This is a genomic window from Arthrobacter sp. DMZ02-1R (genome assembly GCF_057747935.1).
In genome coordinates this window covers 4,644,625-4,660,360 of sequence record NZ_CM173230.1, presented here as the reverse complement: position 1 = coordinate 4,660,360, position 15,736 = coordinate 4,644,625, and the positions used below count along the sequence as shown (strand labels likewise).

General features: G+C 63.0%; 19 protein-coding genes. 16 read left to right on the top strand and 3 right to left on the bottom strand.

Going from position 1 to position 15,736, the window contains the following annotated elements:
* The first annotated feature begins 154 nt into the window (after nt 1–154).
* From AC3ANQ_RS22140 to AC3ANQ_RS22130, 3 genes are read left to right on the top strand one after another with little or no spacing between them, the layout of a single operon-like run.
* Nucleotides 155–634: a DoxX family protein gene (locus AC3ANQ_RS22140; protein WP_488303028.1), complete on the top strand. Its 480-nt coding sequence runs from the start codon at nt 155–157 to the stop codon at nt 632–634.
* A complete protein-coding gene (locus tag AC3ANQ_RS22135) occupies nt 631–1,392 on the top strand; it encodes an AzlC family ABC transporter permease (RefSeq protein ID WP_488303027.1) in 762 nt (253 codons plus the stop codon). The genes AC3ANQ_RS22140 and AC3ANQ_RS22135 overlap by 4 nt, the downstream gene beginning before the upstream one ends.
* Nucleotides 1,389–1,700, top strand: coding sequence for an AzlD domain-containing protein (locus AC3ANQ_RS22130; RefSeq protein WP_488303026.1), 312 nt, complete (start codon nt 1,389–1,391; stop codon nt 1,698–1,700). The genes AC3ANQ_RS22135 and AC3ANQ_RS22130 overlap by 4 nt, the downstream gene beginning before the upstream one ends.
* A gap of 48 nt (nt 1,701–1,748) precedes the next feature.
* Here AC3ANQ_RS22130 and AC3ANQ_RS22125 read toward each other — a convergent pair whose 3' ends face one another.
* Nucleotides 1,749–2,411 (bottom strand): TetR/AcrR family transcriptional regulator, encoded by a 663-nt coding sequence (locus AC3ANQ_RS22125; RefSeq protein WP_488303025.1) that lies wholly within the window; start codon nt 2,409–2,411, stop codon nt 1,749–1,751.
* A 70-nt stretch (nt 2,412–2,481) separates the two neighbouring features.
* Here AC3ANQ_RS22125 and AC3ANQ_RS22120 point away from each other — a divergent pair, with 70 nt between their 5' ends.
* The 4 genes from AC3ANQ_RS22120 (at nt 2,482) to AC3ANQ_RS22105 (ending at nt 5,037) form a co-directional block, all read left to right on the top strand.
* The gene (locus tag AC3ANQ_RS22120; protein ID WP_488303024.1) at nt 2,482–2,805 is read left to right on the top strand and encodes a thiamine-binding protein; all 324 of its coding nucleotides are present in this window, start codon (nt 2,482–2,484) and stop codon (nt 2,803–2,805) included.
* An 81-nt stretch (nt 2,806–2,886) separates the two neighbouring features.
* Complete coding sequence (locus AC3ANQ_RS22115) at nt 2,887–3,570, top strand: O-methyltransferase (RefSeq protein WP_488303023.1); 684 nt, start codon at nt 2,887–2,889, stop codon at nt 3,568–3,570.
* A 15-nt stretch (nt 3,571–3,585) separates the two neighbouring features.
* Nucleotides 3,586–4,089 (top strand): GNAT family N-acetyltransferase, encoded by a 504-nt coding sequence (locus AC3ANQ_RS22110; RefSeq protein ID WP_488303022.1) that lies wholly within the window; start codon nt 3,586–3,588, stop codon nt 4,087–4,089.
* A gap of 57 nt (nt 4,090–4,146) precedes the next feature.
* Nucleotides 4,147–5,037, top strand: coding sequence for a spermidine synthase (locus tag AC3ANQ_RS22105; RefSeq protein ID WP_488303021.1), 891 nt, complete (start codon nt 4,147–4,149; stop codon nt 5,035–5,037).
* A 187-nt stretch (nt 5,038–5,224) separates the two neighbouring features.
* On the opposite strand, the gene AC3ANQ_RS22100 is transcribed toward AC3ANQ_RS22105, so the two are convergent.
* Entirely contained in the window at nt 5,225–6,121 is an 897-nt protein-coding gene (locus tag AC3ANQ_RS22100) for a LysR family transcriptional regulator (protein WP_488303020.1), read from the bottom strand.
* 129 nt (nt 6,122–6,250) lie between these two features.
* Here AC3ANQ_RS22100 and AC3ANQ_RS22095 point away from each other — a divergent pair, with 129 nt between their 5' ends.
* The 9 genes from AC3ANQ_RS22095 (at nt 6,251) to AC3ANQ_RS22055 (ending at nt 15,417) form a co-directional block, all read left to right on the top strand.
* Entirely contained in the window at nt 6,251–7,669 is a 1,419-nt protein-coding gene (locus tag AC3ANQ_RS22095; protein WP_488303019.1) for an MFS transporter, read from the top strand.
* Nucleotides 7,666–8,409, top strand: a complete 744-nt coding sequence (locus AC3ANQ_RS22090; protein WP_488303018.1) for a 3-hydroxybutyrate dehydrogenase — start codon at nt 7,666–7,668, stop codon at nt 8,407–8,409. The genes AC3ANQ_RS22095 and AC3ANQ_RS22090 overlap by 4 nt, the downstream gene beginning before the upstream one ends.
* A gap of 126 nt (nt 8,410–8,535) precedes the next feature.
* A complete protein-coding gene (locus AC3ANQ_RS22085) occupies nt 8,536–9,345 on the top strand; it encodes a GGDEF domain-containing protein (protein ID WP_488303017.1) in 810 nt (269 codons plus the stop codon).
* The gene (locus tag AC3ANQ_RS22080; protein ID WP_488303016.1) at nt 9,342–9,470 is read left to right on the top strand and encodes a hypothetical protein; all 129 of its coding nucleotides are present in this window, start codon (nt 9,342–9,344) and stop codon (nt 9,468–9,470) included. The genes AC3ANQ_RS22085 and AC3ANQ_RS22080 overlap by 4 nt, the downstream gene beginning before the upstream one ends.
* Nucleotides 9,471–9,639: 169 nt before the next feature.
* Nucleotides 9,640–11,076, top strand: coding sequence for a GH32 C-terminal domain-containing protein (locus AC3ANQ_RS22075; RefSeq protein WP_488303015.1), 1,437 nt, complete (start codon nt 9,640–9,642; stop codon nt 11,074–11,076).
* A gap of 47 nt (nt 11,077–11,123) precedes the next feature.
* Nucleotides 11,124–12,458, top strand: coding sequence for an ABC transporter substrate-binding protein (locus AC3ANQ_RS22070; RefSeq protein WP_488303014.1), 1,335 nt, complete (start codon nt 11,124–11,126; stop codon nt 12,456–12,458).
* 46 nt (nt 12,459–12,504) lie between these two features.
* Nucleotides 12,505–13,386, top strand: coding sequence for a carbohydrate ABC transporter permease (locus tag AC3ANQ_RS22065; RefSeq protein WP_488303013.1), 882 nt, complete (start codon nt 12,505–12,507; stop codon nt 13,384–13,386).
* Nucleotides 13,383–14,288 (top strand): carbohydrate ABC transporter permease, encoded by a 906-nt coding sequence (locus AC3ANQ_RS22060; protein ID WP_488303012.1) that lies wholly within the window; start codon nt 13,383–13,385, stop codon nt 14,286–14,288. The genes AC3ANQ_RS22065 and AC3ANQ_RS22060 overlap by 4 nt, the downstream gene beginning before the upstream one ends.
* A gap of 91 nt (nt 14,289–14,379) precedes the next feature.
* The gene (locus tag AC3ANQ_RS22055; protein ID WP_488303011.1) at nt 14,380–15,417 is read left to right on the top strand and encodes a LacI family DNA-binding transcriptional regulator; all 1,038 of its coding nucleotides are present in this window, start codon (nt 14,380–14,382) and stop codon (nt 15,415–15,417) included.
* Between the two features lie 47 nt (nt 15,418–15,464).
* On the opposite strand, the gene AC3ANQ_RS22050 is transcribed toward AC3ANQ_RS22055, so the two are convergent.
* On the bottom strand, nt 15,465–15,686 hold the full coding sequence (locus tag AC3ANQ_RS22050; RefSeq protein ID WP_268025722.1) for a helix-turn-helix domain-containing protein: 222 nt from the start codon (nt 15,684–15,686) through the stop codon (nt 15,465–15,467).
* Nucleotides 15,687–15,736: the final 50 nt, after the last annotated feature.

Below are 15,736 nucleotides of genomic sequence, written 5' to 3'. Positions count from 1 at the left end.
GGCTTGTGGCGGTGGACATTGCCGGACAAAGGCCACCAAGAAAAGCTAACACTATACTGAACCCGGTTCAATACTCTGAACACTGGTGAAGTTGCTGGTTCAGTGCGCTCCGTTCCGTTTATCGTGCCGGGCGGGGCTGTGGTTGCATGAATACATGCCTTTTTCATGGTCCGCCCGGACAACCCAGACAATCTCCGCGGCGGCCCTGAGCGCACTATTGTTCGCGAGTGCCATGAAGCACTTCCAGGAGCCGAAGTTCTTCTCTCCGGTGGTCCCGGACTACCTATGCCGTGAGGATTTTGCAGCCGAGCACGGCGAACCCAATGCCAAGGAAGCCACACCACGGAACGGCGCTTTGGCGGTCATGTCCCGGGAGGAATGGATCGCGGTGAGCGGACTGCTCGAGGCGGCCGCCGCCGTCGGGCTCCTTATTCCTGCCACACGCAAGGCCGCAGCCCGGGGCACTACGCTGATGTTCACGGCGTTCCTGGCCGGCCATGTGGACGCACTCCGCCGCGTGTACTCACCCGGAGGGACCGCGGCCGAGCGGCGGATTCACACACTTCGCCTGCCCTTGCAGCTTCCGCTGATTCTGTGGGCACGGAGTTTGGCCGGAGTGAAGCGGGGCGTATGAAACTCCTTGACTCCCCGGCCGTAAAGGTCGGCCTCTCCATCAGCATCGCAACGGGCCTCTATGGCGTCTCGTTCGGGGCGTTGGCCTCGGCCTCAGGATTCAATTTCTGGCAGACCATGGCATTCAGCCTGCTCATGTTCAGCGGCGGCTCGCAATTCGCCTTTATAGGCGTCGTGGCCGGTGGCGGCTCCGGGATTGCGGCCATGACTGCGGCCGCGCTACTAGGCCTGCGCAACGGCATCTACGGGATGCAGATGAACGTGCTGTTGCGCCCCAGCGGTTGGCTCAAATACCCGCAAGCCCACATCACCATCGATGAGTCCACGGCCACAGCTTCAGGCCAAAGCGATCCGGATGAACAACGCCGAGGCTTCTGGACCGCCGGAGTCGGCATCTTCGTGCTCTGGAACATTTTCACGGCGGTCGGAGCTTTGGCAGGTGATGCCTTGGGCGACCCCAAGCAGTGGGGGCTCGATGGCGCCGCGGTGGCTGCGTTCCTGGGGTTGCTGTGGCCACGGCTCAAAGGCCGTGAGCCGTGGGCGATTGCCGCAGCTGCTGCTCTGGCAACCATCATTGCGGTGCCGTTGGTTCCGGCCGGCGTGCCTATTTTGGTGGCTGCCGTGGTGGCCGGAGCCGTCGGTTGGTTCAGTCACGGACGCAGCGATGAAGGCATGGAGCCCGACGTAGATCCCTACCCGCACCAGCGTTCACGCTCGGACCAGGCGAACCAGGCCAGCAAGGAAAGGAACGCTGAATGAATCTCTGGCTCTGGATACTGATCGCCTGCGGACTGGCGTACCTCACCAAGCTCTCGGGCTATTTCGTGCCGGCGAAGCTGCTGCGGAGTCCCCGGATGATGCGCGTGGCGGGCACCATGACTATCGGCCTGCTGGCGTCCCTGACGGTGGTCAACGCGGCGGCGTCGGGGCAGTCCCTCGCGTTCGACGCCAGGCTCGGCGCGCTGGTTGCCGGGGCTATCGCGCTATGGCTCCGCGCGCCGTTCCTTGTGGTGGTCATCGTCGGATCAGCGGCGGCAGCCTGCCTGCGGCTCCTCGGCTGGCGCTGACTGGGGTTTTTGGCGAGCGCGACGGCGGCGACCCGCCACCCGGCGTCCTTAACGGTCGCTGCTGTGGCGCGCGCCGCCGTCGTGCGCTGGTTCCTCGAAGGTCATCCCCGGGATGGGAGTTTGAGGCGGCAGGGGGCGCGACGGGCGTTCGGCGCGGATGGCGTCCTCAAGGAGGGCAACCGGCCGTTCCCAGGCGCGGGAGCCCGGTTCCATGGTGTCCACTGCGCCGATCAGCATTGCAACAAGGCGCACCATGTCTTCGATCGAAATATCCCGGCGCAGCGACCCCTGGCCCTGGCCACGGGCAAGCAACTCAGCCATCGAATCGATCAATCCACCCGTGATGCCAACCAGGAGCCCTCGACGGCCGGCGACGGCGCCAAGCAGGTTCGCGTCTTCGCTGGCAACCTGCACCACGGCGTCGATCACGTTGATGAGCCCGACGGCCGCATCCATGCCCGCGAGGGCGTCTTCCACGACGGGATCCACAGTCAGCCTGAGCTGCCGCGAAAGTGCGGCAAGGACGAGTTGTTCCTTGTCAGCAAAGTTTCGGAAGAGAGTAGCCGGGCCAACACCTGCGGTGGTGGCGATCGTCTGCAGCGGAACCTCGGGGCCCAGTTCGCGGAAGCACTGGCGCGCAGCCGTAATGATCTTGTCCACATTGCGTGCAGCATCAGCTCTGAGTGGCTTGCGTTCTAAGGGCCGGTCCATGCTGTTCACAGTAGCAACGGAGGGACTCCCAATAGTTTTGTGACATTCTTGCCCGTGAAAGACTGGATTCATGTTGCTTGCCTTCTCAGTTGCCCCGTCCGGCCAGCCCGCTGCTGGCACCGTATCCGTTGATGGCTCGGTGCACGACGCCGTCGCCGCTGCCGTCAGGGTGGTCCGTGAATCAGGACTCCCCAACCAGACGGACTCGATGTTCACCACCATCGAAGGCGAGTGGGACGAGGTGTTCGACGTCGTGAAGCGCGCCACCGAGGCCGTGGGCAAGTACGGAAACAGGGTCTCCCTGGTGATCAAGGCGGACATCCGCCCCGGGTACACGGGGGAGCTCACCGGCAAAGTCGAGCGGCTGGAAAGCGCGATCGCAGAAAGGGAGTAGGGCTCCCCTGCCGGCCCGTTGGACAGCGCGGGTGCCCCGCAGTCCTTCCCTCCGCCCCGTGCCCGGTGCCAGACTGGGGCCATGCTTGAACACAAGGCCCAGCCCGCTTGGGTAGCCGTCGAGGAATACTTGTCCGCCGCCGTCGTCCGCCCAAACGCGGCGCTCACGCACGCGGTCCAATCCGCGGTCGACGCCGGGATGCCGCCCATCGAGGTGGCGCCCAACGCGGGCAAGCTGCTCAAGATGCTTGTGCAGATGTCCGGGGCCCGGCGCGTGCTGGAAATCGGTACTCTGGCCGGGTTCAGCGCGATTTGGATGGCCCAGGGACTGCCCGACGACGGCCGCCTGGTCACGTGCGAATACTTGCCGGAACACGCCAAGGTGGCCCGTGCCAACCTGGACATGGCTGGTATCGGCCACAAAGTAGATATCCGGATCGGACCTGCGTTGGAGACGCTTGCCGCGCTCGCCGAGGATCCTGCACGCCATGAGCCGTTCGACTTTGTCTTCATTGATGCGGACAAGGAGAACGATTCCAACTACCTGGACTGGGCCATTCGGCTCGGGCGGCCGGGCACGGTGATCGTGATGGACAACGTCATCTGGGAAGGCGCCATCCTCGATCCCTCAATGGACGAGGTGAACGCTCCGGGCATCGTTGACGCCTTGGAGATGATGGGCAGCGATCCACGCCTCGACGCGACTGCCATCCAAACGGTCGGCACCAAGGGCTGGGACGGGTTCGCGATAGCCCGGGTGTTGTGACGCTAGGCTGTGCCCATGGAATTTACCCTTCGTCCCGCCACGGTGGACGATGCTGAGTCCCTGACACGCATGCATTTGGCTGCTTGGCGCGAAAGCTACCGCCGTCTCCTGCCTGAGGAGTTCTTCGCCTTCCGGGAAGCCACCATCAACGCCCGGATCGGGAGGCAGCGGGAAGCTTTGGCGGGCTCCTTCAAACCGGTGCTCGCCCTCGACGCCGAAGGCGCTTTGGTGGGCATAGCCTCTGCTGGTCAGGCCCGGGATGAGGACCGGCCCTGCGAGCTGGAACTGCAGATGATCTACACCTTGCGTCGCGTTTACGGTTTGGGTGTAGGGCAGGCGCTGGTGGACGCCGTGATCGGCAACGCTCCCGCCTACCTTTGGGTGCTTGAAGACAACCCCCGCGCCCAGGCCTTCTACCGCAAGAACGGGTTCCAAGCCGACGGCAAGCGCCAACTGCTGCCGCCTGATTGGCACGAACTGCCGGAGATCCGGATGGTGCGTCCCGCCGTCGGCGGCTGACCGCAAAGTCAGCCGCGTCAACTAGGGTTGAAGCATGACCGGAAGAGGGCGGCTGTAGTGGCAAAGCGGGGCAAAAGCAGGGGTGCCGGGCAGGTTGCCGGAGTCATCGAGGTGCCTGCCGGCACAAAGCCGGACGGTCCCGTGGAAGGCGTCTACTACATCGATACCGGCGACTGCGAACTCGTTGCCGACCCTGACAACTCCAACGGCTGGCTCCTTAAGATCAACGGTGTGATGAGCTCGCACATTGATGTTGCAGAGCCGTTGTTCCTGGACTTCGAGTACATGCGCTGGATCGCGGCTTTGGTCGAATCCAAGTGGCCCCCCGAGTCGAAACCGAAGCTGCGCGCCTTGCACCTCGGCGGCGGAGCCTGTTCCTTGGCGCGGTACTTCCACGCCGCCTATCCGGACGCGCGCCAAGTGGTGGTGGAGCTCGACGGCAAGCTGGCTGAATACGTGCGCGGCTGGTTCGATCTCCCCAAGGCCCCGTTGCTTCGAATCCGCGTGGGTGAAGCGAGGGAGGTCACCGAGAGCCTCACCCCGGATACGCGTGACCTCATCATTCGGGATGTTTTTGCCGGCGCCTTCACCCCGCGGGCGCTCACAACCCGGGAATTCAACCATCACGCACAGGGGGTGCTTGCTCCTGGCGGGCTGTATATCGTGAATTCCGGAGACGCTCCGGACCTCAAGAACGCCCGAGAGGATGCCGCCACTATCGCGGACACCTTCGAGCACACCATGATCATCGCCGACCCAGCGATGCTCAAGGGACGCCGGTACGGCAACATGATCATGGCCGGCAGCCACCAGCGCTTCGGTGACGATCCCCAGCTGGCCCGCAAACTATTGGGCGGCGCAGTTCCCGCCCACATCTGGGACGATGCCCGGGTCCGGGCCTTCGCCGTCGGCGCCCAGATCCGCCACGACCCCTTGCCGGCCGCCTGACGCCCGCTCACCTTTGGGGCCCTTTCGGCCGATCCTCCTGCAGATCTTGGGGCCAAACGACGAATCCTCCTGCAGATCTTGGGGCCAAACGACGAATCCTCCTGCAGTTGATCTGAAGGAGGGTTCCTTCATTTGGGCTCATATGTGAGTGAGGGTCCGTCGGTGGGGGCTGATATGTGAGCGAGGGTCAGCGGCGCGCCAGCAGCAGTTCCCGGTGCGCGGCCGTCTCCTCCTGGAGGGCGTGTACGACGGCGGCGACAGCCGGGCGGCGCATCGAGTCCGGCCGCAGGACCATCCAATAGGGGAGTAGCTCCGCGAAGTCCGAGGGCAGAAGCCGGACCAGGTCCGGGTGCCGGTCCGCCATGAAACACGGCAGGAACCCGATGCCGGCCCCCGCGCGCGTCGCCTCCACATGGACGAAGACGTTGGTGGAACTCAAGCCGTCGCGCATGGACGGGACCAGCCTGCGAGGGGCATCGAGATCGTCCACTTGAAGCATGGAATCCACGAAATAAACCAGCTGGTGCTGCGTCAGCTCCTCCACGGTGGAGGGTACGCCGTGGAAAGCCAGGTACTCCCTCGAGGCATACATCCCGAGCATGTACTCGCCCAGCAGCAGCGCCTCCGCCCGGTGCACCTGCGGCTCGCCCACCACCACCTCCACGTCAAGGCCGGAGCGCTGCTGGAGTGCCCTGCGGGTCACCGTGATGATCTCGACAGTGAGCCCGGGATGCGATCGCCGCAAGCGCGCCACGGCCGGTGCCGCGATGTATGCGCTGAAACCGTCAGTTGCGGTCATGCGTACGACGCCGGCAATGGGGTCCGGTGCGCGGTCTTCCGCTCCCAGCGTGCCCACCGCAGCTTCGATCCGCTCCGCCACGCCCACGGCTTCGGCGCCGAGTTCCGTGACTTCCCAGCCCCCTGCGGCCCGCGCGAGGACCCGGCCGCCCAGCGCCTTTTCCAGCGCGGCGATCCTGCGGGAAACGGTGGTGTGGTTCCATCCCAGGGCTTGGGCCGCCGTCGTGAACTTACCTGAGCGCGATACGGCGAGGAGGACCAGCAGGTCGTCCGGATTCGGATTCATATCTGCAATTCTGCACACACTTAGTGCCATTTTGGCCATTGAAGCACCGATGATGTGCGGCAATACTCATTGGAGCATTTCGTGTTGTGGATCACAGCACATGTCAGCGTGGACACTAAGGAGATGGACATGAGCGTAGGACAACGCTCCGCAGCAGGCGCTGGTCGGCCCACAGGCAAGGCAACAGGCGCAACTGGCAACAGCCCAGCAGGCAAAGGCTCAGGACTTAAGAAGATCGTCGCCGCCTCGATGGTGGGCACCGTTGTGGAATGGTACGAATTCTTCCTCTACGCCACCGCCGCCACCCTGGTTTTCGGCAAGTACTTCTTCCCGCCCACCGGCAACGAGCTTGACGGCATCATCCAGGCATTCCTGACGTACGCAGTGGGCTTCGTGGCCCGGCCCCTGGGCGGCATCGTCTTCGGCCAGATCGGCGACAGGCTCGGCCGTAAACCCACGCTGCAGCTCACCATCGTGATTGTTGGTGTCTCCACCTTCCTCATGGGTTGCCTCCCCGGCTTCGCCGACCTCGGTTACTGGGCGCCGGCCATGCTCGTGGCACTCCGCTTCATCCAAGGCTTCGCGCTGGGTGGAGAATGGGGCGGCGCGGTGCTGCTGGTGGCAGAACACAGCCCCAGCAAGTCGCGTGGCTTCTGGTCAAGCTGGCCGCAGGCCGCCGTTCCAGTCGGCAACCTCCTCGCCACGCTGGTTCTGTTCATCATGTCCACCACGCTCAGCAACGCGGCCTTCCTTGGCTGGGGCTGGCGCGTGGCCTTCTGGCTCTCCGCCGTGATCGTCTTCGTTGGCTACTACATCCGCACCCACGTGACCGAGGCGCCGATCTTCCTTGAGGCGAAGGCCCTGGTGGAGAAGGAGCAGGCTGTCAGCTATGGCGTCGGCGAAGTCATCCGCAAGTACCCCAAGGGCATCCTGCAGGCCATGGGACTGCGGTTCGCCGAGAACATCATGTACTACCTCGTGGTGAGCTTCTCGATCGTCTACCTCAAGAGCGTGCACAAATACGACACCTCGTCCCTGCTGCTCGCCTTGCTGATTGCCCACGTCATCCACTTCATTGTCATACCGCAAATCGGCAGGCTGGCGGACAGTTGGGGACGCAAGCCCGTCTACCTGATCGGCGCCATAACCGGTGCCACGTGGCCGTTCTTCGCCTTCCCCATGTTCGACACCAAGAACCCCGTGGTGATCGTTGCGGCCGTGACCATCGGCCTGTGCCTGCACGCCTTCATGTACGCAGGGCAGCCAGCCATCATGACCGAGCTCTTCCCCACCCGGATGCGCTACTCGGGCGTCTCGCTTGGCTCGCAGGTCACCTCGATCTTCGCCGGTTCGCTGGCCCCGCTGCTGGCGACCCAGTGGCTCAAGGACACCGGATCCTGGATGCCCACCGCCATCTACCTGGTGATCGCTTGCGCCATCACCGCCGTCGTCGTCTTGACGCTCAAGGAGACCCGCGGGGTGGCGCTCGAGGACGTTGACAACGCCGACGCCGTTCGCCACGGCCTGTCAACAGGTGCCCGCGCATGACCCTGGAAGGCCGCAAGGCCCTGGTCACCGGCGGGGCGGGCGGAATCGGGGCAGCATGCGCCACGGCCCTCGCCGCGCGGGGCGCGAAAGTTGTGGTGGCCGACGTCGACGCCCCCGGGGCCGCAGCGCTCGCCGATAGGCTCGGCGGCACCGCCTGGGCTGTCGACTTGCTCGACACGGAGGCGCTGGCCGGACTCAGCCTGGATTGCGACATCCTGGTCAACAACGCCGGCATCCAGAAAATCGCTCCCATTGAGGAGTTCGAGCCGGCAGACTTCCGCCGGATCCTGACCCTCATGCTTGAAGCGCCGTTCCTGCTCATCCGGGCCGCATTGCCGCACATGTACGCCAACGGATTCGGCCGGATCATCAACATTTCCTCGGTCCACGGGCTCCGGGCGTCCGAATTCAAGAGCGCCTACGTCTCGGCCAAGCACGGGCTCGAGGGGCTCAGCAAAGTGACAGCCCTCGAAGGCGGCCAGCACGGGGTCACGTCCAACTGCATCAATCCGGGGTACGTGCGCACGCCACTGGTCGAAAGGCAGATCGCGGACCAGGCCTTGCTGCACGGGATCCCAGAATCCGAGGTCCTGGCCAAGGTCATGCTGACAGAGTCCGCGGTGAAGCGCCTGGTGGAGCCGGAGGAAGTCGCGTCGCTGGCCGCATGGATAGCGTCCGACGACGCCGCCATGGTCACCGGGGCCAGTTACACGATGGACGGGGGATGGTCCGCCCGCTAACGCCCGCTGACGCGAACCCGCTCGCCCGTTCGGTCCGTTCGGCCCGGCAACCTTGTTACGCGCGGTTGCCGGGCCGAACCACCCCCGGATGTCGTAGGCTGGTGTCGCGTACGAGGGGAACTAAATATGGGTCTCGATCCGGTCAGTCTCAAGGTAGCTCTGGGCGTTGTCGCGCTCACTTTGTGCCTGCTGTTTTTCGGATCATTCCGCCGGACCCGCTCCGCATACAGCGGCTGGTGGTGCCTTGCCCTCGTCTTCTTGATCAACGGAAACATGGCGTACCTGCTCACCGGGACCTCCCAGCAAATTTGGGCGTGTCCCCTCGGAAATGCCTTGCTGGTTGCCGGAGCATTCAGTGTGTGGGCGGGCTCGCGTTCTTTGAGGCTGCTTCCGACGCCGCGGTGGCAACTCCTCGCCGGACCGGTCGCCACCGCTGTGGCCGCGACGCTGGAGAATCCGGCCACTAACGAATGGTCAGGCGGCCTGGTGTATTTGGCCATGATGTCCATGGGCATGGCCTTGGCAACAGTTGAACTTTGGCGATTGAAGCCCACCGTTTCACACACCCGCCGGTCCCTAGCGCCGGCCGCGGGAGTCCTGGCCGCATTCTTTTTCGGCCGCGGGATCGCCTACGTCGTGGAAGGGCCCGACGGGCCGGACTTCGCCACCTATCTCAGCTCAGCAACCACCAGCCTGGTCACCATGGTGCTGCTGGTCACCGTGTCCTTCAGCATGACGGCGTTGAGCAACGAGCAGCTTATTAACGGCCTCAACGAACGTGCCACCCGCGACGGCCTGACGGGGCTTCTTAACCGCATAGCCTTCATGGAGTTGGCCACCCAGGAAATCAAAAGGCTGCACTCGGCGGGATCGATCTCCACTTTGATCCTCGCCGATCGGCAAAAACGCCGGACGGAATCACTTTCCCCACTGTGAGCTACGGCATCGCGCCAAGCACCTTCGTCGACGCCGAGGTGGTCCACATGATTGCGGCCGCCGACAAAGCCCTCTACCAAGCCAAGTCCCTCGGGCGGAACCGCGCTGTCTGCGCGCCGTCCTAACCGCCTTCCATCTAACCGCCGTCGTGCGCTTATGCCGCCGCAACGCTCGGTCGATCCAGCCGCGTCTAAGCATGCGCTAAAACAATCTGCTAAAACGCTTGATCAATATTGTGACCTCGGTTACGCTTGCCATGATCAAACGCTTTAGCAGAAATGGACATCAACGCCGATGACTTGCTCAGTCTTCTTCCAGCCCGCCGATGGATGGGTCGGGGACTTGATCCCTTTCCAGAAGGACGGGGAGTTCTGGCTCTTCTATCTTCACGAGGTACGGACCGAACCGAAGCCGGGGACGTCTTGGAATCTTGTGACCACCAAGGACCTCACGCAGTTCGAGGACCATGGGGTATCGCTGCACCATGGCGGGGAGGGGGATGCGGACTTCAATGCGTACACGGGCAGCGTTGTGTGCGACGAGTCCGGAATTCACCACCTGTTCTATACGGGACAGAATCCCCGGCACCTCGGCTCTGACGGAGCTCCGTTGCAACTCGTCATGCACGCCACCAGCACGGACGGAATGCTGACGTGGGTGAAGCATCCGGAACTGACCTTCGGCCCCGTGGCCGGCTACGAATCCGGCGACTGGCGCGATCCTTTCGTCTTCAAGGACGAGGCCAGCGGTTTGTGGCGGATGCTGCTGGCTGCACGGCACACGGAGGGTCCGGAGCGCCGCCGCGGAGTGATCGCCCAGTGTGTCTCCCCGGACCTGATGGACTGGGAGCACACTGAGCCGTTTTGGGATCCGCGCCGGTACATCACGCACGAATGCCCGGAGATTTTCGCTTGGGGCGACTGGTGGTACCTCGTCTACTCGGAATTCTCAGAGTCCTTCACCACCCGCTACCGCATGGCGAAAAGTCCCGATGGGCCATGGATCGTGCCTGCACGGGACAGCGTTGACGGCCGCGCCTTTTACGCCTCGAAGACGGCCGAGCGGGATGGTCGCAGGTTCTTCTTCGGCTGGATCGCCAGCAAAGAGGACAACCGCGACGACGGCGCCTGGCAGTGGGCGGGCACGATGTCCGTCCTCGAGGCGCGCCAGAACGGCGACGGTACCCTCGCGTTTTCCTTCGCCGACGAACTTGTCGAGAGCTTCTGGGACGAAATCCCGGTAGCCTTCGGTAACGCCCTTCCGACGGCGCTACATGCTCCCGACGGGTACGCAGTCACCGTGTCCGATGAAGTCCTCCCTCGGCAGTTCTACGCCCGGGCGGTGCTGCAGATAGAACCCGATACAACCGAGTGCGGACTGCTGCTCCGCTCAAGCGCGGACGGGGACGAGTCCTACATCATCCGCCTGGAACCGAAACGCAGCCGGATGGTATTCGACCGATGGCCCCGGGAAATCAACGGCGACGCGCAATGGCACGTCTCGGGGGATGTCCCCTTCGAGATCGAGTTGGAACGCCCCTGCGAACTCGCACCGGGAGAACACACCCTCGAACTTGTCGTGGACGGGGACCTCTGCGTCGCCGTCGTCGACGGGCAGGTCGCCTTGAGCGCCCGGATCTACGAGCTACCCGACGGCCGGATCGGCGTTTTCGCCGGTGAAGGCACTGTCACCGTCACTGAACTTGAGATACGTAAGCGCACAGACAACTAAATACCCAGCGCCAAACTTCCGTTCAAAATCAAAGGAGATTGTCCCCCATGAAGAAGCTCTTGCGAACGGCCGCCGTAGCAGCGGCCGTCACCCTCGCCCTCGCAGCATGTGGCAGCGGCGGCGGCAATCCCGCAGCCAACGTCAGCCCCACCGGCGAAATCAAGCCGCGGCAAATCTCGTGGCTTCTGTCCCGGCCGGCAGACGGTGCAGTCATCAACATCATGAAAAAGATCGCCGATGAGTACGCGCAGACCCATCCCGGCTTTGCCCTCAACCTGATCACGACCCCCGACCGGCCCTCGTACATCCAGAAGTACGAGACCCTCGCCGCGGCAAACAAGCTTCCGGAGCTGTTCGACACGGACGCGACCCCCTTCGCCCAGCAGCTCGCCAAGAAAGGCACGATGGTCGATGCCGAGAAGCTGCTGAAAGACCTTGGCGTCTACGACTCCTACCGGACGAACGCACTGAATTACCAACGCTTCGACGACGGATCCCTCTACATGATCCCGTTCCAGTTCGAGCTCGAGTACTTTTGGTACAACAAGGCCCTTTTCCAGCAGGCTGGAGTATCAGTGCCGAAGTCACTCGATGACATTCCCGCAATGTGCACGGGCCTGCGCAAGGCCGGCATTACGCCACTCGCTCTTGACGGCCAGGACCAGTGGCCGCTTGAGCGCTACGTCTCCTACCAGCCCTTCCGCGACGCCGGACCCGACTTCGTGCAAAAGCTCAAGAAGGGTGACGCGAAGTTCAGCGACGCCGCCGGCCAGAAGACAGTCAACTGGATAAGCCAGCTCGGAGGGGCCGGTTGCTTCCAGGACGGGTTCTCGTCGCAGGGTTACTCTGACGCCCAGAACCTGTTCACCTCCGGCAAGGCCGCCATGTACAACATCGGCACCTGGGAACTGTCCAGCCTCGCGACCGACAAGCTGAATCCGGCGGTGCGTAACGACGTCGACTACTTCACGCTTCCGGCCACGCCAAGTTCCGCCACGGCCGCCAACGAGTACGTGGCAACTTCAGGGATCGGCATGGCGGTCAACTCAAAGACCTTTGACCCGCTGGTGAGCGACTTCCTGAAGTTCGCCCTCGCCAAGTACCCTTCAGAGTACGCGGCCACGGGTGCCCTCTCGCCGACGACGAACGTTCAGACGACGATTCCAGCCAACGCCACGCCACTGTACAAGAAGGCAATTGACCAGGCGAAGGATCTCGGATCGAAGCTCGCGATGCCGTGGGACACGCAGCTTGACCCGACTACCAACAGCAGGCTGCAGCAAGAGCTCGTGCTTTTGGCCCAGGGCAATGTCAAGCCTGCCGAGTTCACCAGCACGATGGATAGCACCATCGCACAGAACGCTCCTAAGTTCTTCAAATAACACGCAGCGGTGGGGGGCTCAGGCCCCCCACCCGAAAGGCACTCCCATGCTTCCCAACCGATCACGACTCTCCGTCCTGGTCTTCCTGCTCCCGCCGCTGCTTCTCTACGGCGTCGCGGTGCTGTTCCCGATACTGCAATCGTTGTTCCTCAGCTTCTTCTCCTGGAACGGCATCAGTGACATGGAGTTCGTGGGCTTCGCGAACTACGTGCGCATGCTCACGGGCGACAGTGTCTTCTGGCACTCCTTCATCAATGCCCTCGGCTACCTCGCCATCTGCTTGGTCTTGCAGTTGGGCGGTGCATTGTTTGTCGCCAGTCTCCTCACCTCGCTGCGCCGCGGTGCCGGAATCATCAAAACCCTCTACCTGCTGCCGGCCGTGATCTCGACGGTAGCCATCGCCTTCCTCTTTGCGCGCATCTACTCGATTGATCCGGTGGGCCTGCTCAACCAAGTCCTCGGCTGGATCGGTCTCGGCGGCCTGGAACGGCCCTGGCTTTCCGACGTCAATACCGTCCTCGCGGCAGTTTCAGCACCTGAAGGCTGGCGGTTCACGGGACTCTACATGCTCATCATTTACGCCGCGCTGCTGGCCGTCCCGCAGGAACTTGAAGAAGCTGCGCGCCTCGACGGCGCCAACCAGTGGCAAATGTTCACCAAAATCCGGTTCCCTTACATCCGGCCCGTGTGGATTACCACGACCATCATGGCCACAACCTATGGCCTCCGGGGATTCGACATCCCCTACCTCATGACGAACGGCGGCCCCGGCCAGTCCTCGGAACTCCTGACGACCTACATGTACAAAACCGCGTTCACCAGCACCGACTTCGGCTACGCCAGCACCATCTCCGTGTTCATCGTCATCGAATGCCTCGTCGCCGTCGGACTCATCTTGCTCATGCTCAAACGAAAGGCCGACGCATGACCGCGCAAACAGCCCCGGTTACCAGGCCGATCCCTGCCCCACCAAGCAGCCCGGCTCCGCTACGTCGACGGCGCAAGCCAAACGTCTTCCGAAGCTTGTCGAGGACGCTGATCGTCCTCATCGTGGTGGTGCAGGTCTACCCCCTCGCCTGGCTGTTCCTCACGAGCCTGCGGAACGAGCACGACTTCGCCACCGGTGATCCCTTTGCGCTGCCTAGCTCCATCAGCTTCGACAACTACGCCCGCGCTTTCCAGACCGGCAACCTCGGTCAGAACATCCTGAACAGTTTCATCGTCACGATGGGTGCCAACCTCTTGATCGTCCTGCTGGGGATGATGGCCGCGTATGCGCTGCAGGTCCTTGGATTCCGGTTCAGCAAATTCGTCCGGGGCCTCTTCCTGATCGGCATCATCGTGCCGGTGCAGATCGCACTTGTACCGCTGTTCATCGACTACTCGTCCGTGAACCTGCTGGACACCTACCAGTCGATGATCATCCCCTTGGCCGGGTTCGCCCTTCCCATGTCGATCTACCTTTTCTCGTCATTCTTTGAATACATTCCCAGGGAAACCTATGAGGCAGCCTCGCTGGACGGCGCGGGCCCGTACCGCATCTTCGGACTGATCACCCTGCCGCTGTCAACCAACACCGTAGTGACGGTGGTGCTGGTAAACAGCATCTTCATCTGGAACGACTTCATCTTCGCGAACACGTTCGTTCTCTCCGAAGGACTCAAGACCATCCCGCTGGGGCTGCAGAACTACATCGGAGCAATGGGCAAGGTCGATTGGACTGCAACGTTCGCCGCTGTCTGCATCACCATCACTCCTTTGCTGCTGGTGTTCCTCGTCCTCAACAAGGCGATGATCCAAGGCCTCGAGAGCGGGGCCACGAAGGGATGAGGAAGCGGCCACTGGATAGACTGTGAGGGGAGGGCCAATGACGTCTGAAGAAAGCTTGACAGAACCCGAGGTTAACCCCTTGCATCCACCGATGACTCCTAGGACGAGTCATCCGGTCACCATGCGGGAGGTAGCGGAAGGGGCTGGAGTTTCCGTTGCCACGGTTTCCCTGGTGGTCAACAACAAGAAAGACGCCAGGATCGGGGCAGGGACCCGCAAGCGCGTGCTGGACACCATCCGCGAACTGGGCTATCGCCCGAATGCCCTCGCCAAGAACCTGGTGAGTGGCAGTTCACGGTTCATTGGCCTCGTCGCTGACGCGATCGCGACGACCCCCTTCGCAGGGCAGATCATCCACGGTGCCCAGGACGAAGCTTGGAAACACGGATTCGTCCTCTTGGTCGCCAACACCGAGGGCAACGAGCCCGCGGAAAAGGACGCTATCTCGATGATGCTCGAGCACAAGGTTCGCGGCATCCTGTATTCCACCTGGTTCCATCGCCCGGCCGAGATCCCCACGGCGTTGCACGAGACGGACTTCGTGCTGGTCAACTGCTTCTCTCCGGACTCCGACGCCCTCGCTGTGGTCCCGGATGAAGTCCATGGTGGACGGGAAGCAACCGACATTCTCTTGCGCAAGGGGCACCGACGAATCGCCTTTATCAACGCAACGATTCCAGCCCCGGCCAAGGATGGACGCCTCCAGGGCTACCGGGAAGCGCTCGAATCTGCAGGGATCGCATTTGACCCGCACCTCGTGTTCGACGCGTATCCTGACCAGGAAGGCGGATACGAAGCCGTCGAAGAGCTCCTCAAACGGGACGTCACGGCAGTCTTCTGCTACAACGACCGTATGGCCATGGGCCTCTACGACGGGCTGAAGCAACAGGGGCTGTCCATTCCCGATGACATGGCCGTTGTCGGGTTCGACAACCAGGAAGTCATCGCCGCCCACATGCGGCCACCGCTCTCCACTGTCGCGCTGCCGCACTATGAACTAGGCGCTGCTGGCGTCCGACTGCTCCTCGGCGTCGATGAACCTGCCGGCAGCACCGTGGTCAAGATTGAGTGCCCGCCGGTGGAACGCGACTCCGTCGGAACGAACATTCTCACGGGGCCAACGCTCTGACAGGGCCAACGCTCTGACAGGCCGCGGTCACGTTGGAGTTCAACTACCTAACCGCCGGCACCTTCCTGGTGCTGCTCGGCCTCGTCCACTGCAGAGTGTTCAATGTAGGACTCCACCGCCGATTCCGGAACGCGGTATGACCGCCCGAATCGCACCGCGTGGATAGCGTGCGAGTTCACTAGGCGGTAGACGGTCATTCTGGACACCCGCAGGGCCTCGGCAACCTCGGCGATTGTCATGAATCGGTTTGCTGGAATGCCGGCGGACATGTTCACCACGGCCTCCTCAACTGGAAGCCGTCGCTTTGGCCTGCTTGGCT